Source organism: Kitasatospora sp. NPDC093102, assembly GCF_040683915.1.
GTDB lineage: Bacteria > Actinomycetota > Actinomycetes > Streptomycetales > Streptomycetaceae > Kitasatospora.
Genome location: NZ_JBFBFA010000003.1, coordinates 62,119 through 81,657 on the forward strand (window position 1 = coordinate 62,119; position 19,539 = coordinate 81,657).

Consider the following 19,539-nt stretch of genomic DNA (forward strand, 5'->3'; position numbering starts at 1 on the left):
CTGCGTCGGCGAAGCACCATCCAGGGTAGGACCCGGTGGAAGTCGGCATGCGGACAGGTCCGCCTTGCGTGACCGGGCTCACTCGTGCAGGAGTGCGACCCACTAGGCTGGCCCCGTGGAGAACTCGCCGTTGCACGACGACCCGGGGCAGCCGCCGGTGCCGGCGCCCGTACCGATGACCAAACCCGACGCCAAGGCCGAGACCGCGCCGCGGCCGCACGCGCCGGTCGCGGAGGCGGAACTGCGCGTCTCCGACGCCGACCGCGAGAAGGTCGCGGAACTGTTGCGGGACGCCTACGCCGAGGGCCGCCTGGACGCGGACGAGCACGCGGAACGCATCGAGGCCGCCTACGCCGCGAAGACCTTCGGCGACCTCGTGCCGCTGACCCGGGACCTGCCGGCCCGTCCGCTGTCCTTCGAGAAGCAGCCGTTGGACGCCCCGCAGGCGACGCGGCCGCCGCAGCCGCCCGCGCGCCAGGAGTCCCCGACGGTGGTGGCGGTCTTCGGCGGCGCGTCCCGCAAGGGCCGCTGGCGGGTGGGCTCGCACCTGAGCGCCTTCGCCGCGTTCGGCGGGGTGGAGATCGACCTGACCGACGCCGTGTTCGAGTCTCCCGAGGTGGAGATCACGGTGACGGCGATCTTCGGCGGGGTCGAGGTCCGGGTCCCGGAGAACGTGAGCCTGCAGGGATCCGGCGTCGGCATCTTCGGCGGTTTCGACGTCCGGGAGCAGACCGCGGCGGACCCGTACGCTCCGGTTGTCCGGGTCAAGGGCCTTGCGCTGTTCGGCGGTTGCGAGGCCAAGCCGCGCCGGGGCAAGAAGCTGAAGGAGTGGGTGCGCCGCCAACTCGGTGCCGACTGACCGTCGTTGACCTGCGCAGCGCCCGGCCTGGGATCAACTCCCGGTCGGGCGCTCGGCGTTGCGGCCGGTGCACTGCGTAGTCGATTGCGTGCAGTGTGCATGAATCGCGGCCGGGCGGGGTAGTTCCTTCCGCACATCGCTTCTTGGACGGCTGCGCACCGGAGGCGGCCGAGCGGCCGTGCCGGGGTTGGACAGCGGGGGCTCGCAGTCGGCGGGGGAGCGAGGGTTCCCCGTGTCCAGAGCCTCGTCAGGAGTACGGCCGTGCTGCATCCGATCGAGTCCCGCACCACCTCGCCAGTCGCCGCTGCGCAGGTCCTGGAGCGCCGTCCCGGCGTCCGGCCGCAGTCGCAGTCCCCGGGCGGCCCGGCGGGCTCCCCCGCGGGTGAGGACAATCCCTGGCACACCGGTGCTGCGTGTCGGCGGGACGAGGCGGGGCTGTTCTTCGCGCCCTCCAAGGAGCCGACGGCGGCCCGGTTGTCGCGCGAGGAGCAGGCCAAGCAGGTGTGCGCCCGCTGCCCGGTGCTGCTGGAGTGTCGCGAGCACGCGCTGGCCCAGCCGGAGCCGTACGGGGTCTGGGGCGGGCTGACGGCCGCCGAGCGGCGGGTGGTGCTGGCCCGGCGTCGCCGCCGGGAGGCGGAGCTGCGCGAGGCGGCCCGGGTGACGGCGGCCGCGCGGCGCCGGATAGCCGGGTGACGGCGGGTCCGGGAGCGGGAGGGCGGTGCACCGCGGCCCCGGCGGAGGGGGATCCCGCCGGGGCCGCGAAGTGCGCTCTCGTGGAGCTCAGTTGGCGCGGTCGAAGTCGATCGCGCTGTACGCCCGCAGCTTCGAGAGCTTGTGGGTGGAGTTGATCTCGCGGATGGTGCCGCTCTTGGAGCGCATCACCAGGGAGCTGGTGGTGGCGGTCTCCGAGCGGTAGTGCACGCCGCGCAGCAGCTCGCCGTCGGTGATGCCGGTGGCGACGAAGAACACGTTCTCGCCGCTGACCAGGTCGTCCGTGGTGAGCACCCGGTTCAGGTCGTGGCCGGCGTCCAGCGCCTTCTGCCGCTCGGCGTCGTCCTTGGGCCACAGCCGGCCCTGGATCACGCCGCCCATGCACTTCATCGCGCAGGCCGCGATGATGCCCTCCGGGGTGCCGCCGATGCCCATCAGCAGGTCGACGCCGGTGCCCTCGCGGGCGGCCATGATGGCGCCGGCCACGTCGCCGTCCGAGATGAACTTGATCCGGGCGCCCGCCTCGCGGATCTCCCGGACCAGGCCGTCGTGGCGCGGGCGGTCGAGCACGACGACGGTGACGTCCTCGACGGCGCTGCCCTTGGCCTTGGCGACCCGGCGGATGTTGACCGCCGCCGGGGCGGTGATGTCGACGAACTCGGCCGCCTCGGGGCCGGCCACCAGCTTGTCCATGTAGAACACGGCGCTGGGGTCGAACATGGTGCCGCGGTCGGCGACGGCCAGCACGGCCACCGCGTTGTTCATGCCCTTGGCGGTCAGCGTGGTGCCGTCCACCGGGTCGACCGCGACGTCGCACTCGGCGCCGGTGCCGTCGCCGACCCGCTCGCCGTTGTAGAGCATCGGGGCTTCGTCCTTCTCGCCCTCGCCGATGACGACGACGCCGTTCATCGAGACGGTCGAGACGAGGGTGCGCATCGCCTTGACGGCGGCGCCGTCCGCGCCGTTCTTGTCGCCACGTCCGACCCACCGGCCGGCGGCCATCGCGGCCGCCTCGGTGACCCGGACGAGTTCGAGCGCGAGGTTCCGGTCGGGAGCCTCGGGCGCGACCTCCAGGGCACTGGGAAGGTGGTGAGGGTACTGCGTGGTCATCGTCGTTACCTCTCTGTACGCGACGGCCAGTGAGCGCCCGACTACTGCCTGGTCGAACGCCGTGGTGAGGGTTCTGCGATCGTATCTGCCCACGAGATGACTGTCTGTGGCGCGGGTCGCTGCTCTGTGGCGGAAACCGCCGGTTCGTCCCCTTTCACCCGGACGTGGACACCCCTGGTGGACGCCCGGAAATGTGGATGGGTCACCATGTGGGGGTGGCAGCAGACAGCAAGGGCATGAGGGGCCGGCAGACCGTACGGGACATGGTCCTGTCGATGCTGGCGGTCGGTTTCGTCGTCGGGGTCGGGTACCTGTTCCTCCCGCACGGCTCCGGCGGCGACCCGGTGCGCGCGGTCGGGTACAGGGTGGAGGCGGCCTCCGCCAAGCGCGCCGCGCCGTACCCGCTGCTGTCCCCGGAGGGGCTGCCGGGGGAGTGGCGGGCCACCTCGGTCGCCTACCGGCCGGCCGGCCAGAACAACGGCAAGGGCAACGCCTGGCACCTGGGCTTCGTGACCCCCTCCGGCCAGTACGCGGCGGTCGAGCAGAGCGACGTGCCGCGCGACTCCCTGCTGGCCGACTACGTGAAGGGCGCCAAGCCGGACGGCACCTCCGAGGTGGCCGGCCGTACCTGGGACCGGGTGCAGGGCGAGAAGGACCGCGCGCTGGCCGTACAGACCGGCCCCGGAACCGCCCTGCTCACCGGCACCGCCTCCTACGAGGAGCTGGCCGAGCTGGCGCAGGCGCTCAAGTAGCCCGTCCCGCCCCCGCGCACGCCGAAGGGCCCCGCACCGGACGAACCGGTCGGGGCCCTTTCACGCGGGGCGGATCAGACCGTGGTGACGACCTCGTCGTAGGCCAGGCGCGGCGAACGCGGGAACCAGGCGTCCTCGCCCGGCTTGCCGATGTTGACCACGGCCAGTACCGAGTGCTCGCCGTCGCCGAAGAACTCCTTGTTGAGGCCGTCGGCGTCGTAGCCGGTCATCGGGCCGGCGGCCAGGCCGGCCGCGCGCACGCCGATGATGAAGTAGGCGGCCTGCAGGGCGCCGTTCAGCGTGGCGGACTGCTCGCGGACGCTGCGCTCCGAGAAGAACATGTCCTTGGCCTGCGGGAAGTGCGGGAGCTGGGCCGGCAGCTCCTCGTGGAACTCGTTGTCCGCGGCGAGGATGGCGACCAGCGGGGCGGCGGCGGTCTTGGCCTTGTTGCCGTCCGCCATGTGCTGGACGAGGCGCTCGCGGCCCTCGGCCGAGCGGACCAGGACGACGCGCAGCGGCTGCTGGTTGAAGGCGGTCGGGCCGAACTTCACCAGCTCGTAGATGGCCTGGACCTGCTCCTCGGAGACGGGCTCCTCGGTGAAGGTGTTCGCGGTGCGGGCCTCACGGAACAGCAGGTCCTGAGCGGCGGCGTCGAGTACCAGGGCGTCGGTGGTCATGCTTCTGCACCTCATGCGGAAGGGGGTTCGTCGGTATGGCCGGCCGCGGCCGGTCACTTCCTCCAACATAGGTGAAGATTCAACGATTCCCCAAGTGCATGTGACCCGTGTCACTCTCCGCCCGGGGTCGCGCCCTCCTCGGCGGCCAGCGCGGCGTCCAGCCGGGCCCGGGCGCCGTCCAGCCAGCGCTGGCACACCTTCGCCAGCTGCTCGCCGCGCTCCCACAGGGCCAGCGACTCCTCCAGCGACGTCCCGCCGTTCTCCAGCTGCCGGACGACCTCCAGCAGCGCGTCCCGGGCGTGCTCGTAGCCCAGCGCGTCGTCCGGGTTCGGCGCCGCCGCTGCCGCCGCCGCGTCCTGCTGTTCCTGCTGCTCTGCCATGCGTGCCAGCGTAGGGGGTGGGACGGACAGCGCCACCCCCGCCGGCGCCGTCCCCGCGGCCGCTATCGCCCGTCGGCCACCGTGACGTCGAAGCCGCCGCCCGCCACCCGGGCGTGCAGCCCCTCGCCGGGCGCGACCTGCGCCGGGTCGGTCACCACCGTGCCGTCCGTCCGCCGGAGCACCGCGTAGCCGCGCTCCAGGGTGGCCGCCGGGGAGAGGGCCACCACCCGGGCCAGGGTGTGCCCGAGGTCGCTCTGCGCGTGGTCCAGCCGCTGCCGCAGGGTGCGCCGGACCCGCTCCAGCAGGCCGTCCACCTCCTGTCCGCGCCCGTCCAGCATCCGGTGCGGGGCGGCCAGCGCCGGGCGGCTGCGCACCCCGTCCAGCCCGTGCTGCTCGCGCTCGATCCGGGACAGCACGTGCCGGCGGGCGCGGTCGCGCAGCTGGCGGATCCTGGCCAGCTCCTCGCCGACGTCCGGAACCACCCGTTTGGCCGCGTCGGTCGGGGTGGAAGCGCGCAGGTCGGCCACGAAGTCCAGCAGCGGCTGGTCCGGCTCGTGCCCGATCGCGCTCACCACCGGCGTACGGGCGGCCGCGACCAGCCGCACCAGGCCCTCGTCCGAGAACGGCAGCAGGTCCTCCACGCTGCCGCCGCCGCGGGCCACGACGATCACGTCCACCTCGGGGTGCTCGTCCAGCTCCCGCACGGCCGCGCTCACCCGCTCCACCGCGCTGACCCCCTGCACCGGGACGTTGCGCACCTCGAAGCGGACGGCCGGCCAGCGCCGCCGGGCGTTCTCCAGCACGTCCCGTTCGGCCGCCGAGCCGCGTCCGGTCACCAGCCCGACGCACTGCGGCAGGAACGGCAGCGGCTTCTTGCGCTCGGCCGCGAACAGGCCCTCCCCGGCGAGCCGCCGCTTCAGCTGCTCCAGCCGGGCCAGCAGCTCGCCGAGGCCCACCGGGCGGATCTCCGAGGCGCGCATCGACAGCTGTCCGCGGGCCGCGTACCACTCCGGCTTGGCGTGCACGACGACCCGCGCGCCCTCCTGCACCACGTCCGCGACCTGGTCGAACACCGAGCGGAAGCAGGTCACCGTGAGCGACACGTCGGCCTGCGGGTCGCGCAGGGTCAGGAACACCACGCCCGCGCCGGGGCGGCGGCTGAGCTGGGTGATCTGCCCCTCCACCCAGACCGCGCCGAGCCGGTCGATCCAGCCGCCGATCAGCGCGGAGACCTTGCCGACCGGGAGCGGCGATTCGGGTGAGCTGGTGTTGGCCATGCGTACGAGGCTAGCGGCGCCCGCCGACACGGCCGAGACCGCCGCGGGCGTCGCCCTGGACGGCGAGCACCACCAGGCCGACCACCAGCCAGACCAGCCCGACGAGCTGCGCGGTGGCCGCGGCCTCGTACACCACCGCCCCGATCACCGCGATGCCCAGCACCGGCACGACCAGGTGCCGGAGCCACCGCCGCGAACCGTGCCGCACCACGTACCAGCCGATCACCGAGGCGTGCAGCAGCGCGAAGGCGGTCAGAGCGCCCACGTTCACCACCGAGGTGAGCTGGTCCAGCCCGTTGTCCCGGTCGGCCGCCCAGACCGCCGTCACCATCGTGATCACCGCGGCCGTCAGCAGCGCCCGGCGCGGCACCGCGCTGGCCGGGTCGACCGAGCCGAGGAAGCGCGGCAGCCGCCCGGCCCGGCCCATCGCGAAGACCAGCCGCCCGGCCGCCGCCTGCCCGGCCAGGGCCGCGAAGGCCGCGCCGATCGCCTTGCCGGCCGCCACCAGCACGTGCAACCAGTGCCCGACGCCGCTCTCCACGGTGTCGTAGAAGGCCGAGCCCTGCGCCGCCGGGTCGGCGGCCAACTGCTGCGGGGCCGTCGGCTCCAGCAGGGCCGCCAGGTAGGTCTGGACGACGAACAGCACGCCGGCCAGGGCCAGGCACCAGAGCACCGCCCGGGCCACCGCCGCCGAGGCGCCGACCGCCTCCTCCACGAAGGTGGCGATCGCGTCGAAGCCCAGGTAGGAGAGCACCGCGACGGACACCGCCGAGACCACCGCGGTCAGCGAGAAGTCCCCGACGGCGGTGAACGGGGTGTCCCAGCCGCGCCGGGCGCCGCCCTGGACCAGTGCCACCACGGCCGCGGCCACGAACACCACCAGCACCACGATCTCCATCGCGAGCACCGCGAAGCCGACCGCCGCCGCCGTCCGCACCCCGGCCAGGTTGAGCCCGGTGGTCACGATCACCGCGAGCGCCGTCCAGACCCAGCGCGAGACGTCGGGCACCAGGGAGTTCAGCGCGATCCCGGAGAACAGGTAGGCCACCGCGGGGATCAGCAGGTAGTCGAGCATCGCCATCCACCCGGCGACGAAGCCCGGGCCCTCGCCCAGCCCGGCCCGCGCGTAGGCGAACACCGAGCCGGTCTGCGGCACCGCGCGCACCATCTGGGCGTACGAGAAGGCGGTGAAGCCCATCGCCACCGTCGCGGCCAGGTACACCGTGGCGACGGCGCCGTGGCTCTTGGCGTCCAGCACGCCGAACACGCCGACCGGGGCCATCGGGGCGATGAACAGCAGCCCGTAGACCATCAGATCGCGGACGCCCAGGCTGCGGCGCAGACCGCTCGGCGTCGCCTGCTCGCTCACAGAGCTCATAGACACCATATTTTGAGCGCTGTCGACCTGGTCTGCACGGAAAGTGTCCGCCGTCAGGGGGCTTCCGTCGGGAGGCGCCGACAGGGCGGGCGACGGCTGCGGCCGCCCGTACGATGGAGCCATGTCCAAGACCGCGCAGCGCCGTGTCCTGCTCGCCGCCCCCCGGGGCTACTGTGCGGGAGTCGACCGCGCCGTAATCGCCGTGGAGAAGGCCCTGGAGCAGTACGGGGCACCCATCTACGTCCGCAAGCAGATCGTCCACAACAAGTACGTGGTGCAGACCCTGGAGAAGAAGGGCGCGATCTTCGTCGACGAGACGGAGGAGGTGCCCGAGGGCTCGATCGTCGTCTTCTCCGCGCACGGCGTCGCCCCGGCCGTCCACGACGAGGCGCGGGCCGGCAAGCTCGCCACCGTCGACGCCACCTGCCCGCTGGTCACCAAGGTGCACAAGGAGGCCGTGCGCTTCGCCGACGAGGGCTTCGACATCCTGCTGGTGGGCCACGAGGGCCACGAGGAGGTCATCGGCACCATGGGCGAGGCCCCGGACCGGATCCACCTGGTGGACGGTGCCGAGGACGTCGCCAACGTGCAGGTCCGGGACGAGTCCAAGGTCGTCTGGCTGTCCCAGACCACCCTGTCCGTGGACGAGACCATGGCCACCGTCGGCGAGCTGAAGAAGCGCTTCCCGGAGCTGGTCAGCCCGCCCAGCGACGACATCTGCTACGCCACCCAGAACCGCCAGGTCGCGGTCAAGCAGCTGGCTCCGGAGACCGACCTGCTGATCGTGGTCGGCTCCAAGAACTCCTCCAACTCCGTCCGCCTGGTCGAGGTCGGCCTGGAGTACGGAGCGAAGGCCGCCCACCTGGTGGACTTCGCCGAGGAGATCCGCGAGGAGTGGCTGGAGGGCGTCACCACGGTCGGCCTGACGAGCGGCGCCTCGGTGCCGGAGATCCTGGTCGACGGCGTGCTGGAGTTCCTGGCCGCACGCGGTTACGACACGGTCGAGACGGTCAAGACCGCCGAGGAGCACCTGACCTTCTCGCTGCCCAAGGAGCTGCGCCGCGACCTGCGCGCCGAGGCGGCGGGCAAGCTCTGACGCCGCCCGGAAGGCCCGGTACCCCGTGGGGGTGCCGGGCCTTCTGCCGTGCGGCTGCCTGCTGTGCGCGCCCGGGCGCACTCTCGTAGTTTTGTGCACAGGCTGTGGACAATCACCGGCCGTGGACGAGGGGTCCACGGCCGACGGCGGAGGGCGGACGAGATGACTGCGGTATTCGGCGTGGACATCGGCGGCTCGGGGATCAAGGGCGCGCCCGTCGACCTCGCCCGGGGCGTGCTCGCCGAGGAGCGCCACAAGGTGCTCACCCCGCAGCCGTCCGCCCCCGAGGCCGTGGTCGCCGCCGTCTGCGAGGTGGTCCGGCACTTCGACCACCAGGGCCCGGTCGGGCTGACCTTCCCCGGCGTGGTGGTCGAGGGCCGTACCAGAACGGCGGCCAACGTGGACAAGGGCTGGATCGGGCTGGACGCGGCGGGCCTCTTCCGCCAGGCACTGGGGATGCCCGCGACCGTCCTGAACGACGCGGACGCGGCCGGGCTGGCCGAGCTGACGCACGGCGCCGGGCGGGGCGAGTCGGGCGTGGTCCTGGTGCTCACCTTCGGCACCGGCATCGGCAGCGCCCTGTTCGTGGACGGCACGCTGATGCCCAACACCGAGCTGGGCCACCTGGAGCTGCGCGGCAAGGACGCCGAGCGCCGGGCATCCTCGGCCGCCAAGGAGCGACACGGGCTGAACTGGGAGCAGTGGGCCGGGCGGGTCGACGAGTACCTGGACCTGGTGGAGATGCTGTTCTCGCCGCAGCTGGTCGTGATCGGCGGCGGGGTGAGCCGCAAGCACGAGAGGTTCCTGCCGCTGTTGAAGCACCGCGAGGCACGGGTGGTGCCGGCGGAGCTGCGCAACGACGCGGGAATCGTCGGAGCCGCCATGGCGGCGGCTCGGACGGAGGGCTGAGGGCCGGCCTCGGCGGGAGCGGCCTCAGCGGGAGCGGTGGATCCGGCGCTGGGCGACGAACCGGGCGAGCACGATCAGCGCCGCCAACCCGGTGCCGGAGAACAGCCAGCCGGCCCGCAGCGCCAGCCCGGTCGCCAGCGACACCAGCTGGGCGGCGACGCCCGAGGAGTTCACCGGTTCCAGCAGCAGCAGTGCGAGGGCGAAGGCGATCGGCCCGCTGATCGGTGCGGCCAGCAGGTCCGCGTAGCGCACCCGGACGGCCAGCTGGAAGCAGACCACCAGGTAGCCGAGGCCGAACAGCCAGCCCAGGCCGCCGAAGAGCAGCCGGTCCACGCCCGCCACCGCGAGCGTCGCCAGGACGGCGACCACCCCGGTGCCGACGGCCGTCAGCCGGGTCGGCCGACCGGTGCGCCGCCGCCCGTACAGCTGCTCGTCGCCGCGCCCGCGCAGCGGCAGACGCAGGCGCAGCCGGGGGCCGGCGGGGCGGGAGGTGGCGGGCGGGCGGGCCACCGGGCGCTGCCGGGAGCCTGGGGCTCCGGCGCTCTCGGGAGGCCGGCCTGGACCGGGGACGGTGGCTGCGGCCGCGCCGGTCGGCGGACGGCGTCTGGGCCCTGGCGGCTGGGTACGGATGCTCTGCTCCACCCGCCCAACGTACGGTCCGATCATCGCCACACTGTGTAATGGACCGTTCAGGTCTTGCCCCGTGTCTTCGGACGGAGCAGTGATGTGATCGTCACTCAGGTGCGCCGACCTGCGCGGCCGGGCCGGCGCGCGGTGATCACCGGATCCGTCCACGGGTCTCTTCACAGGGGAACAGCATGACCGATTTCACGTTCGAACGCCTCGACCACGTCCGGCTCGACATCCCGGCCGGCGCCGGGGACGAGGGCCGCGCGTTCCGGTCCGGCGTGCTCGGTACGGCCGATCCGGCGAAGCCGCCGGTGCCGTGAGGCAGTGCGGGGGCTGCCCGTAGACTTGGGGGTCGGCCCGTACGGTGCCGACCCAACTCCTCCAAGCCCACGGGACTGCGCTTCATGTCGCTCACGATCGGAATCGTCGGCCTGCCGAACGTCGGCAAGTCGACCCTGTTCAACGCCCTGACCAAGAACGACGTGCTGGCGGCCAACTACCCGTTCGCCACCATCGAGCCGAACGTCGGCGTGGTCGGTGTCCCGGACGAGCGGCTGGCCAAGCTCGCCGAGATCTTCGGCTCCCAGCGGATCCTCCCGGCCACCGTCGACTTCGTCGACATCGCCGGCATCGTGCGCGGCGCCAGCGAGGGCGAGGGCCTGGGCAACAAGTTCCTCGCCAACATCCGCGAGTCGGACGCGATCTGCCAGGTCGTGCGCGCCTTCACCGACCCGGACGTGGTGCACGTGGACGGCAAGGTGTCGCCCAAGGACGACATCGAGACCATCCACACCGAGCTGATCCTGGCCGACCTCCAGACCATCGAGAAGGTCCTGCCGCGGCTCCAGAAGGAGGCGCGCCTCAAGAAGGACACCGCCCCCGTGCTGGCCGCCGCCGAGGCCGCGCAGGCGATCCTGGAGACCGGCAAGACCCTCTTCGAGGCCGGCTTCGACACCACCCCGATCCGCGACCTCCACCTGTTGACCGCCAAGCCCTTCCTCTACGTCTTCAACGTGGACGAGGCCGAGCTGGCCGACGAGGACTTCAAGGACGCCCAGCGCGAGCTGGTCGCCCCGGCCGAGGCGATCTTCCTGAACGCCAAGATCGAGTCCGAGCTGATCGAGCTGGACGACGCCGAGGCCCTGGAGCTCCTCCAGTCCATGGGCCAGGAAGAGCCCGGCCTCGCCACCCTCGCCCGGGTCGGCTTCGACACCCTCGGCCTCCAGACCTACCTGACGGCCGGCCCCAAGGAAGCCCGCGCCTGGACCATCAAGAAGGGCGCCACCGCCCCCGAGGCCGCCGGAGTCATCCACACCGACTTCCAGAAGGGCTTCATCAAGGCCGAGGTGATCTCCTTCGCCGACCTGGTCGAGACCGGCTCCATCGCCGACGCCCGGGCCAAGGGCAAGGCCCGCATCGAGGGCAAGGAGTACGTCATGCAGGACGGCGACGTGGTGGAGTTCCGCTTCAACGTCTGAGCCTTGACCGCCTTGAGCTAGATCGATCTGCCGAATGCGCAGGCCGGACGGGGCTCGCCTCTCGTGGGGGCGAGCCCCGTTTTCTCTTCCGTGCCGGCTCGGTGCCGAGTTCGTGCGACGGATGCCGGAGCGGTTCGCGTTGTCGCCCGCCCTGCGGCCGCATCTGCCGGCCGCCGGATCGGCTCCGGCCGGGGTGGCGGCGCCGACCGCGCCGTCCACGGCCGCGTTGCTCCGCGGCATCTGCGCCGCGGCCGACCCCGGCCGTACCGACCGGCTCTTTCCCGGTGACGTCGCCGGACACCGCCCGGGCGCCTCGCTCGGTCTCGCGTACGGCGCACCGGGAGTCCTCCTGGCCCAACTGGCTGCCGGCGCCGAGCCGTCCGCCGAGTACGTGGAGTGGCCGGCGAGGAGTGCGAGCCGTGCTCCGTCCGACGGCCCCCGCGGGCTCTACGACGGACTCGCCGGTTCCGCGTGGCTCCTGCACAGGCAGGGCCACGCGGAGGCGGCGAACCTCATCGACCGGATCCTGGCCGGACCGTTCCCGGCGTCACCCGGCCTGTTCGGCGGGCTGACGGGCATCGCGCACCTGTTCCTGGACGCGAACCTGAAGGACGAAGGCCTCCGCCTGGCCGAGCGTGTCCGTGAACTGGTCGGCAGGCCGGGGTTGTTGGACCGCCCCGGGCTGATGAACGGCTGGTCGGGCCCCGCCGTGCTCTTCGCGCGCTGCGCCGAGGCCACCGGTGACGTCGAATGGGCACAGGCCGCCGAACAGGCGGTGCGATGCGATCTGCGCTTCGCCCGCGACCTGGACGGCATGCTCCAGATGCACAGCTCCAACCGCCTGCTGCCCTACCTGGCCGAGGGCTCCGGCGGTGTCGCCCTGGCGGCCCTGGCGCTGCTTGCGGCGCAGGCCGAGGCGGTGGACGCCGATGCGATCGTGGCGGGCGCCAGCGCCGGTGCGGTTCGACTCGTCATCCAGGGAGGGCTGTTCAGTGGTCGTGCCGGACTCGCATACGTGCTCTCCCATGCCCTCCTGCGTCTACCTGACCGGCGAGGCGAGCTCGACGACCACCTCCGGGCCCTGGCTCTCCACGTCGCGCCGCACGACGGCGCCCTGGTGCTGTACGGAGATCAACTGGTCCGTTTTTCGACGGACCTGGCGACCGGCTCCGCCGGCGCGATCATCGCGCTGAAAGCCGCCCGGACTCCCGGTAGCTGCCTGCTCCCCGGCGGCCACTCCACCCAGGGATGGCCGCCGGCCGGAAGGACCGCCACCGGTGACCCGACCGGACTCGACCGGGTGACTTCGCATGCCGAACGTTCTCGCTCTGCAGGAGCCGGACGAGGAGATCGTGGTTGAGGCCCCGGTCAGCACCGTGAGCGTCGTCGTGTGCCACTGACTCACGGATAATTGAGCAAGACCCGTTCCAAAGAAGCGAGTTCGGGGAGGCCGCGGTCAGTGCGGCCTCCCCGGCTCCTTCCGACTTACGCTCCGATGGAGGACAGCAAACGTGTCCGCGCCTTCCAGCCCTCTCGCCGTCTCGACGAGCATGCGGCGGCTGTTCGCCGCCGAGGTCCGGGCCTACCCCGGCAGAGTGGCGGGCGCGGCCCTGGCATGCGCCGTGACGGCCGCCGGACTGGGCGCCGGCGCACTGCTCTTCATCGGGGCCAGCCTCCCGGAGTACCAGAAGAACTCCGTGGCCTGGGCCGCCGCGCAGGACGCGCGGAACCTCCTGTCGCTCCTGATGTCCATGCTGCTGATGTGCGCGGTGATGGTCATCGGATCCACCGTCTCCCTGTGGACGGGGCAACGGCTCTCCCAGTTCGCCGTGCTGCGCGCCCTGGGAGTCACCGCGAACCGGTTGCGTGGTCTTGTCGCCTTCGACGTCGCGCGGCTCGGCCTGGTGTCGGCGGCGGTGGGCGCGGCCGTGGGCATGGTTCCGCTGGCGGAACTCGGCCGGAGCGTTCTCCTCGACCACCGGCTGTTCCCGGCGGAGGCCTCGCTCCCTGCCGCGGACCAGACGGTGTGGACGGCGGTGGCCGTCTGCCTCACCACGGCCGGTGTGGGGGTGCTCGCGGCTCTGGCGAGCGTGCTCGCCGCGGGACGGGTGAGCCCCGGCACCCTGTTGCGGGACGCGGAGCTGTCCGTGGCCTCCTCCCGGAGCACGGCGCGCCTGGTGACCGGCCTGGTGCTGCTGGTGACCATGTGTGCCCCGCTGCTGTTCGTCATGGCGTTCATGGACCTGCCGGCGACGCTCCGCGCCGCGATGGCCCCCGGTGTCGCGCTGGTGGTGATCCCCGTACTGGCCGTGCTGGCCCCCTGGATCGTGCCGCCGCTGGTCCGTCCGGCCACCGTGGTGATGCGCCTGCTCGACCGCCGGGTGGGCCGCATCGCGGCCGTGGGCCTGCGGGCCGCACCCGCGCGGACGACGGCGATGGCGGTGCCGGTGCTCCTGTCGGTGGGCATCGCCGTGTCGCTGCTCGGGGCCGGGGCCACCATGGGGCAGGCGAAGCACCGGCAGGCCGAGGAGGGCCTGCGCGCGGTGGCGGTCGTCACGGCCGAACCCGGGGCCCGGCTCCCGGTCGAGGCGCCTGCGGTCTCCGGCGGGAGGGCGGTCCCGCTGGTGGCGACCGAGGTCACGGCTCCGCCCACCTGGTACGACAACCAACCGGTGGCCACCGGCGCGTGGGGGGTCGACGGCGGCCCCCTGGCCGAGGTCCTGGACCTCAAGGTGCGGGAAGGCCGCATCTCCGACGTGCGGCAGGGCACCTTCGCCGCCGGTGCCATGCAGGCCGACGGACACCACTGGCGCCTGGGCCAGGAGGTGAGGTTCGCCATGGCGGACGGCTCCTCGCAGACGCTGACCCTGGCTGCCGTCTACGAACGGGACCTGGCCTTTCCGGAGTTGGTGATTCCGCGGTCGACGGCACTGGAACACACGCCGTCCGCCTACGCCGACCGGATCCTGCTCACCGGCTCGGCGGACGGCTGGCCGCGCGCGCAGGGCCAGAAGGTCGCCTCCCGCGCCGACCACCTCGCCGACCTCAGCCAGCGCAACGCCGCCGACGACCTGGCCTCCCGGCTCATCGTGGCCGTCGTCGCGGGCTATGCGCTGCTGGCCGCCGCCAACACCAGCTCCCTCGCCCAGCGCGACCGGCGGGCGCAGCGAGCGCACCTGCGGGCCCTGGGCCTCGGCCGGTTCCAGATGCTGCGCTGCGTGGTGTACGAGGCCGCGGGGGCGACGGTCGTCGGTGTGGCCCTTGCCGCCGTCACGGCGATCGCCTGCCTGGTCCCCCTGGCCCTGGTCCTGGGCACCGGTGCGATGCCGGCCTTCGACGTCCCCTGGACCGTGGGCGTGACCGTCGCCGCGGCTCTGGCGGTGGCCGTCCCCTCGACCATGACGGCGCATCCGATGTCCGACGTCCAGCGGCAGTTCGCGAGGATGATGACATGATCGGGGCGTCGACAGCACGGGCGCACGACCCGAAGCGGGGCCTGGGCTGGTAGTTCTGGCTGTTGTTCTTCGGTGAGTCGGCCTCCGCCGTGGGCACGGCGGCCTCGGTCATCGCCCTCCCCGTGATCTCCTTCCAGCACAGCGGAGACGTCCGGCAGGCCGGGCACGCCCGCCGCGTTCGGCCGCTGCGTTCTGCCGCTGCGGGCCCCGGCCGGGTGCGCCCGGACGCTGTGGACGGACTCGACGGCCGGGCGCGTACGCGGACCGTCCGGGCCCGTACCGGTACGGGCCCGGACGGTCCGGTGTTCCGGGGGTCAGCCGATGGTGACGGTGAGCAGACCGTCGGGGGCGGCGGTGACGGTGACACCGGTGAGGGTGTCGGCGTGGGCGTCCGGGTGGTGGGGGAGGGCGCGCGGGCCGATGCCGATGACCCGGGTGCCGGCGGCCCGTGCGGCGGCGATGCCGGCGCCGGAGTCCTCGAAGGCGAGGCAGTCGGTGGGGGCGAAGCCGAGGGCGGCGGCGCCCTTGAGGAAGCCCTCGGGGTCGGGCTTGCTGGCGCCCACCGACTCGGCGGTGACCAGGACGGGCGGCAGCGGGAGGCCGGCGGCGGCCATCCGGACCCGGGCGAGCGCCTGGTCGGCGGAGGTGACCAGGGCGTACGGGAGGCCGGCCAGCGAGGCGAGGAAGGCGGCGGCGCCGGGCACCGGGACGACGCCCTCGGTGTCGGCGCGCTCCTTGTCGAGCATCCGCGCGTTGTCGGCCAGGTTGAGCTCGACCGGGCGCTCGGGCAGCAGGGCGGCCATGGTGGCATGGCCCTGGCGGCCGTGCGCGACGGCGAGCACCTCGGCGGGGTCGAGGCCGTGCCGCTCGGCCCAGTGGCTCCACCAGCGCTCGATCACGGCGTCGGAGTTGACCAGGGTGCCGTCCATGTCCAGGAGGACGGCGCGGGCGGTCAGCCGGACGGGGGCAGCGGGCATGGGACGGCTCCTCGGTGAGTGCGGCGGCGGGCGAGCCGGAGAAGGCGAGCTCTTTGTTTCTTAATGATACAAAAGATCAGCCGAGCAGGTGGGCGTTGACCGCGCGGGCCTCCTCGGCCGGCTCCGACAGCTCCACCACTTCGACCCCGGCCGCCGCCAGCAGCGCGGTGCCCTGGCAGTCGGTGACGAACAGGTCCGGCTCGCGCCAGGCGACCACCACCCGCGGCACGCCCGCCGCGACGAGCAGCCGGGCGCACGGCACCGGCCGTGAGGCGCGCTGCCCGCAGGGCTCCAGCGAGCTGTAGACGGTCGCCCCGCGCAGCCGCGGGTCGCCCGCCGGGAGCTTGGCCAGGGCCGCCTCCTCGGCGTGGTCGTGCGGGTCCGCCTCCCGGCTGTAGCCCTCCGCCAGCACCGCGCCGTCGGCGCCGACGATCACCGCGCCGACCGAGAAGGCCGTCTCGGAGGGCGGGCAGCGGCGGGAGAGTTCGACGGCCCGGCGCAGGTGGTCGAGGTCGGTGGACGCGGGCTGAGTCACGGCGCGGGCTCCTTCGGGGCGTACCTGAGCAGGACGACGTCGCCCACGGTACGTGCCTCCAGCAGCCGCATCCGCCGGGCCGGGCCGCCCGGGAACGCGGCCGGGCGGACGAACCGGGGCGCCTCGGCCTGGCCGACCAGCAGCGGGGCGACGGCCAGGTGGAGCTCGTCCGCCAGGCCCCCGGCCAGGAACTGGGTGTGCACGCCCCCGCCGCCCTCGACCATCAGTCGGCGCACCCCGCGGGCGCCCAGGTCGTCCAGCACCGCCCCGAGGTCCACCGCGCCGCCCAGTGCGACCACCTCGGCCAGCCCGTCCAGCCGGGGGCGCAGCACCGCCGCGCCGGCGTCCGTGGTGTAGGCGAGTCTTTCGCCGCCGGTGTGCCAGAACCGCAGGCCGGCGTCGAGTTCGCCGCTCGCGCTGAGCGTCACCTTCAGTGGGTACTCGGGCCGGCCGGCCGCCAGCCGGGCGGTGCGGCGTCCGGGATCGTTGACCAGCAGCCGGGGGTTGTCGGCGCGCAGCGTGTTGCCGCCGACCAGGATCGCGTCGGCGGCGGCGCGCTCCTCGTCGACCCGGTCGAAGTCGGCGGCGTTGGAGAGCAGCAGCCGGTCGGGGGAAGCGTCGTCGAGGTGGCCGTCGAGCGAGACGGCTGCGCTCAGCAGGACGTAGGGGCGCGGGCCGGGCATGGGCGGGGACCGTTCTGTCGGGGGCGCCTCCACGGTACGGCGGCCGGGTGCGGCCCGGGTCCGCTCTGGTCGGAATGTGAGACGTATCTTCTCGGGATACGGGACGGCGAGTAGCGTCGGGGGCATCGCGGAGCACCGCGCCGACCACGCCCAGGGGGACCTCATGACCGGACCGCAGCCCGCCGCCGTCTACACCCACGGCCATCAGGAGGCCGTGCTGCGCTCGCACCGCTCCCGCACGGCCGCCGACTCGGCCGGCTACCTGCTGCCCGAACTGAGGCCCGGGCAGGCCCTGTTGGACGTCGGCTGCGGGCCCGGCACGATCACCGCGGACCTGGCCGGGCTGGTCGGCCCGCAGGGGCGGGTGGTCGCGGTGGACACCTCGGCCGAGGTGCTGGAGCAGGCCGCCGGGTACGCCGCCGGGCGGGGCCTGTCCCATGTCGTGTTCGAGCGCGCCGACGTGCACCGACTGCCGTACCGGGACGGCGAGTTCGACGTGGTGCACGCCCATCAGGTGCTCCAGCACGTGGCCGACCCGGTGGCCGCGCTGCGCGAGCTGCGGCGGGTGACGGCGCCGGGCGGCGTGGTCGCGGTCCGGGACGTCGACTACGCCTCGATGACCTGGTTCCCGGAGGTGCCCGCGCTGGACCGGTGGCTGGAGCTGTACCGGCGGACCGCCCGCGCCAACGGCGGCGAGCCGGACGCCGGACGGCGGCTGCTGTCCTGGGCCCGCGCGGCCGGCTTCACCGAGGTCACCGCGAGCGCCACCACCTGGACGTACGCGACGCCCGAGCAGCGCGCCTGGTGGGGCGGGATGTGGGCGGACCGGGTCACGGGCACCGCGCTGGGCCGGACGGCGGTCGAGCTGGGCTTCGCGGACCGGGGCGAGCTGGGGCGGATCGCGGACGGCTGGCGGGAGTGGAGCGCCGCCGGGGACGGCTGGTTCTCGATGCTGCACGGCGAGGTCCTGGCCCGCGGCTGAGCCGGCGGAGGGCGGGCCGGGCCGGGCGGGCAGGTGTTCGGAAAGATCGGGTAAAGTCGCGCGACCGTTCAGATCGGGTCCGTTCGGGTCCGAGCCATGGTGCCGAGCGCCGAGCCGATGCCCGTTCCGGCGGGTTGGGGGAGTCCACGTGTCCAAGCCTGAGTCCGAGCTGCCCGCCCCGGGGCCGGAGTCGTCCGCGGCTGCGGGGGTCGGCGCGGAGGCGGACGCGGGTACGAAGGCGGACACGGGTACGGACCCGGCGCAGACGCCGGCGGTCGGCCAGGACCCCCGGGTGGGCTTCCGCAAGGACACCGCCGAGCCCGCCCCGCCCACCCCCGCCGACCCCTGGGCCGCCCCCGACCTCTCCGCCGGTCCGCCCGCCGCCACGGCCCCGCAGGCCGTCCCGCCGTCGGCCGCCCCGCCCCAGCCGCCGCACCCGCTGCCCGCCGGCGGCTGGGCCTCCGTCACCCCCTCCGCCCAGTCCGGCTTCCAGCCCGGCCACCCGTACGCCCCGGCCCCGGCCGCCGCCCCCGGATTCGTTCCCGGGTTCGTTCCCGGGTTCGTCCCCGGACCCGCCCCCACCAACGGCTTCGCCGTCGCCTCCCTGGTCACCGGCCTGCTTCTGGTGGCCCCGGTGGCCCTGGTGTTCGGCATCCTCGCGCTGGTCCAGATCAACCGCCGCAAGGAGCGCGGCTCCGGGATCGCGGTGACCGGCCTGGTGCTCGGCACGATCGGCACGGTGCTGCTGTCGCTCGCGCTCGGCGCGGCCGACTTCAGCTCGGCGCGGGCCGGTCGCTACGGCCAAGCCCCGAAGGCGCCGGCCGGCTCGGTGCACTGGTCCGCCCTCAAGGCCGGCGACTGCTACGACTCCCCCGAGGGCGGTTCCACCGTGGGCGGGGACGGCGACGAGACGGTGTACTGGGTGCACCGGGTGGCCTGCGCCGAGCCGCACCACGGCGAGGTGGCGGGCACCGCCGAACTCCCGGACGGCAACGGCCCCTACCCGGGCGAGAACGAGGTCCGCCAGTCGGCCGACCGGCTCTGCCGCACGGTGCTGGACGGCTACGCGCTCGACCAGTGGGCCGTCCCGGACGGCATGGACGACGTCTACCTCTACCCGACCGCGAAGAACTGGGCGTCCGGCGCACGGTACGTCACCTGCGCCTTCGAGGACCGCGACGACCGGCACCGGGGAACGGTCCGCACCGACCGGAGCCGCCTGACCGCACCCCAGCTGGCCTACCTGGAGGCCGTCCGGAGCTTCAACGACGTCTACCTGGACCCGCCGGACGGGGACGTCTCCGGGGCCGAGGCCGAGTACCGGGCCTGGGCCCGGCGGATGGCCGTCGCCTCCCGGACCGAGGCGGCAGTGCTGGGCGTGCCGTCGGTGCCCTGGCCGGCCGACGTCCAGCCGAAGATCGCCAAGCTGGCCGAGGCCCAGTCCCAGGCGGCCGCCGCCTGGGACGCCGCGGCCTCCGGCAGCGACGTGGCGGGTGACGTCCGCCGGGCCAGGGCCCTGGTGGCCAGGACGGCGCCGATGGTCATGGAGATCCGCCGCGGGCTGGACCTGTCCACCGGTGAGCAGGCGCCCGATCTGCGGGTCTGAGCGGCCGCGCACCCGGTTACCGGCCGTTGACCGCGCCCGTACCT

Annotated in this window: 18 protein-coding genes and 1 pseudogene; 11 read left to right on the forward strand and 8 right to left on the reverse strand. The window is 73.7% G+C overall.

Annotation, left to right across the window (positions count from 1 at the left end):
• Nucleotides 1-175: 175 nt before the first annotated feature.
• Nucleotides 176-859, forward strand: coding sequence for a DUF1707 domain-containing protein (locus AB0O11_RS05970; RefSeq protein ID WP_363382950.1), 684 nt, complete (start codon nucleotides 176-178; stop codon nucleotides 857-859).
• A gap of 261 nt (nucleotides 860-1,120) precedes the next feature.
• Nucleotides 1,121-1,552 carry a WhiB family transcriptional regulator gene (locus tag AB0O11_RS05975; RefSeq protein WP_363382210.1) on the forward strand — a complete coding sequence of 144 codons (432 nt, stop codon included), beginning with the start codon at nucleotides 1,121-1,123 and terminating at the stop codon, nucleotides 1,550-1,552.
• A gap of 87 nt (nucleotides 1,553-1,639) precedes the next feature.
• On the opposite strand, the gene glpX is transcribed toward AB0O11_RS05975, so the two are convergent.
• A complete protein-coding gene (gene glpX, locus AB0O11_RS05980; RefSeq protein ID WP_363382212.1) occupies nucleotides 1,640-2,680 on the reverse strand; it encodes a class II fructose-bisphosphatase in 1,041 nt (346 codons plus the stop codon).
• Nucleotides 2,681-2,895: 215 nt separating this feature from the next.
• On the opposite strand from glpX, the gene AB0O11_RS05985 reads away from it, so the two are divergent.
• Nucleotides 2,896-3,432 carry a DUF4245 domain-containing protein gene (locus AB0O11_RS05985; protein WP_363382215.1) on the forward strand — a complete coding sequence of 179 codons (537 nt, stop codon included), beginning with the start codon at nucleotides 2,896-2,898 and terminating at the stop codon, nucleotides 3,430-3,432.
• A gap of 74 nt (nucleotides 3,433-3,506) precedes the next feature.
• Here AB0O11_RS05985 and AB0O11_RS05990 read toward each other — a convergent pair whose 3' ends face one another.
• From AB0O11_RS05990 to AB0O11_RS06005, 4 genes are all read right to left on the reverse strand, one after another.
• Complete coding sequence (locus tag AB0O11_RS05990; protein ID WP_363382217.1) at nucleotides 3,507-4,109, reverse strand: malonic semialdehyde reductase; 603 nt, start codon at nucleotides 4,107-4,109, stop codon at nucleotides 3,507-3,509.
• Nucleotides 4,110-4,219: 110 nt separating this feature from the next.
• Nucleotides 4,220-4,489, reverse strand: coding sequence for an exodeoxyribonuclease VII small subunit (locus AB0O11_RS05995; protein ID WP_363382220.1), 270 nt, complete (start codon nucleotides 4,487-4,489; stop codon nucleotides 4,220-4,222).
• A 62-nt stretch (nucleotides 4,490-4,551) separates the two neighbouring features.
• Nucleotides 4,552-5,766 (reverse strand): exodeoxyribonuclease VII large subunit, encoded by a 1,215-nt coding sequence (gene xseA / locus AB0O11_RS06000; protein WP_363382222.1) that lies wholly within the window; start codon nucleotides 5,764-5,766, stop codon nucleotides 4,552-4,554.
• 10 nt (nucleotides 5,767-5,776) lie between these two features.
• Nucleotides 5,777-7,144, reverse strand: a complete 1,368-nt coding sequence (locus AB0O11_RS06005; protein ID WP_363382224.1) for an APC family permease — start codon at nucleotides 7,142-7,144, stop codon at nucleotides 5,777-5,779.
• A 121-nt stretch (nucleotides 7,145-7,265) separates the two neighbouring features.
• On the opposite strand from AB0O11_RS06005, the gene AB0O11_RS06010 reads away from it, so the two are divergent.
• Both AB0O11_RS06010 and ppgK read left to right on the forward strand, forming a co-directional pair.
• Entirely contained in the window at nucleotides 7,266-8,240 is a 975-nt protein-coding gene (locus tag AB0O11_RS06010) for a 4-hydroxy-3-methylbut-2-enyl diphosphate reductase (protein WP_363382228.1), read from the forward strand.
• A gap of 162 nt (nucleotides 8,241-8,402) precedes the next feature.
• Nucleotides 8,403-9,149: a polyphosphate--glucose phosphotransferase gene (gene ppgK, locus AB0O11_RS06015; protein ID WP_363382230.1), complete on the forward strand. Its 747-nt coding sequence runs from the start codon at nucleotides 8,403-8,405 to the stop codon at nucleotides 9,147-9,149.
• 24 nt (nucleotides 9,150-9,173) lie between these two features.
• Here ppgK and AB0O11_RS06020 read toward each other — a convergent pair whose 3' ends face one another.
• Nucleotides 9,174-9,659 carry a DUF6542 domain-containing protein gene (locus tag AB0O11_RS06020; RefSeq protein WP_363382233.1) on the reverse strand — a complete coding sequence of 162 codons (486 nt, stop codon included), beginning with the start codon at nucleotides 9,657-9,659 and terminating at the stop codon, nucleotides 9,174-9,176.
• Nucleotides 9,660-9,967: 308 nt separating this feature from the next.
• Here AB0O11_RS06020 and AB0O11_RS06025 point away from each other — a divergent pair, with 308 nt between their 5' ends.
• The 4 genes from AB0O11_RS06025 (at nucleotide 9,968) to AB0O11_RS06040 (ending at nucleotide 14,712) form a co-directional block, all read left to right on the forward strand.
• Nucleotides 9,968-10,099, forward strand: coding sequence for a hypothetical protein (locus AB0O11_RS06025; RefSeq protein ID WP_363382235.1), 132 nt, complete (start codon nucleotides 9,968-9,970; stop codon nucleotides 10,097-10,099).
• 84 nt (nucleotides 10,100-10,183) lie between these two features.
• Nucleotides 10,184-11,257 carry a redox-regulated ATPase YchF gene (gene ychF, locus AB0O11_RS06030; protein WP_363382238.1) on the forward strand — a complete coding sequence of 358 codons (1,074 nt, stop codon included), beginning with the start codon at nucleotides 10,184-10,186 and terminating at the stop codon, nucleotides 11,255-11,257.
• A gap of 391 nt (nucleotides 11,258-11,648) precedes the next feature.
• A complete protein-coding gene (locus AB0O11_RS06035) occupies nucleotides 11,649-12,617 on the forward strand; it encodes a lanthionine synthetase C family protein (protein WP_363382241.1) in 969 nt (322 codons plus the stop codon).
• Nucleotides 12,618-12,768: 151 nt separating this feature from the next.
• The gene (locus AB0O11_RS06040; protein WP_363382243.1) at nucleotides 12,769-14,712 is read left to right on the forward strand and encodes an FtsX-like permease family protein; all 1,944 of its coding nucleotides are present in this window, start codon (nucleotides 12,769-12,771) and stop codon (nucleotides 14,710-14,712) included.
• 314 nt (nucleotides 14,713-15,026) lie between these two features.
• Here the strand turns inward: AB0O11_RS06040 and AB0O11_RS06045 are convergent, their stop codons facing one another.
• Together AB0O11_RS06045 and AB0O11_RS06050 are read right to left on the reverse strand one after the other, a co-directional pair.
• Nucleotides 15,027-15,689 carry an HAD-IA family hydrolase gene (locus tag AB0O11_RS06045; protein WP_363382246.1) on the reverse strand — a complete coding sequence of 221 codons (663 nt, stop codon included), beginning with the start codon at nucleotides 15,687-15,689 and terminating at the stop codon, nucleotides 15,027-15,029.
• 76 nt (nucleotides 15,690-15,765) lie between these two features.
• A pseudogene (locus AB0O11_RS06050) lies at nucleotides 15,766-16,907 on the reverse strand (dihydrofolate reductase family protein).
• 163 nt (nucleotides 16,908-17,070) lie between these two features.
• On the opposite strand from AB0O11_RS06050, the gene AB0O11_RS06055 reads away from it, so the two are divergent.
• Nucleotides 17,071-17,889 carry a methyltransferase domain-containing protein gene (locus AB0O11_RS06055; protein ID WP_363382248.1) on the forward strand — a complete coding sequence of 273 codons (819 nt, stop codon included), beginning with the start codon at nucleotides 17,071-17,073 and terminating at the stop codon, nucleotides 17,887-17,889.
• 148 nt (nucleotides 17,890-18,037) lie between these two features.
• Nucleotides 18,038-19,495: a DUF4190 domain-containing protein gene (locus tag AB0O11_RS06060; protein ID WP_363382251.1), complete on the forward strand. Its 1,458-nt coding sequence runs from the start codon at nucleotides 18,038-18,040 to the stop codon at nucleotides 19,493-19,495.
• Nucleotides 19,496-19,539 lie beyond the last annotated feature (44 nt).

Bases quoted from the DNA above. Each gene is read 5' to 3' on its own strand.
- glpX (WP_363382212.1), bottom strand. From the start codon at position 2,680: ATGACCACGCAGTACCCTCACCACCTTCCCAGTGCCCTGGAGGTCGCG.
- AB0O11_RS06010 (WP_363382228.1), top strand. From the start codon at position 7,266: ATGTCCAAGACCGCGCAGCGCCGTGTCCTGCTCGCCGCCCCCCGGGGC.
- AB0O11_RS05970 (WP_363382950.1), top strand. From the start codon at position 176: ATGACCAAACCCGACGCCAAGGCCGAGACCGCGCCGCGGCCGCACGCG.
- AB0O11_RS05995 (WP_363382220.1), bottom strand. From the start codon at position 4,489: ATGGCAGAGCAGCAGGAACAGCAGGACGCGGCGGCGGCAGCGGCGGCG.
- AB0O11_RS06005 (WP_363382224.1), bottom strand. From the start codon at position 7,144: ATGAGCTCTGTGAGCGAGCAGGCGACGCCGAGCGGTCTGCGCCGCAGC.
- ychF (WP_363382238.1), top strand. From the start codon at position 10,184: ATGTCGCTCACGATCGGAATCGTCGGCCTGCCGAACGTCGGCAAGTCG.
- AB0O11_RS06045 (WP_363382246.1), bottom strand. From the start codon at position 15,689: ATGCCCGCTGCCCCCGTCCGGCTGACCGCCCGCGCCGTCCTCCTGGAC.
- xseA (WP_363382222.1), bottom strand. From the start codon at position 5,766: ATGGCCAACACCAGCTCACCCGAATCGCCGCTCCCGGTCGGCAAGGTC.
- AB0O11_RS05990 (WP_363382217.1), bottom strand. From the start codon at position 4,109: ATGACCACCGACGCCCTGGTACTCGACGCCGCCGCTCAGGACCTGCTG.
- AB0O11_RS06055 (WP_363382248.1), top strand. From the start codon at position 17,071: ATGACCGGACCGCAGCCCGCCGCCGTCTACACCCACGGCCATCAGGAG.
- AB0O11_RS06025 (WP_363382235.1), top strand. From the start codon at position 9,968: ATGACCGATTTCACGTTCGAACGCCTCGACCACGTCCGGCTCGACATC.
- ppgK (WP_363382230.1), top strand. From the start codon at position 8,403: ATGACTGCGGTATTCGGCGTGGACATCGGCGGCTCGGGGATCAAGGGC.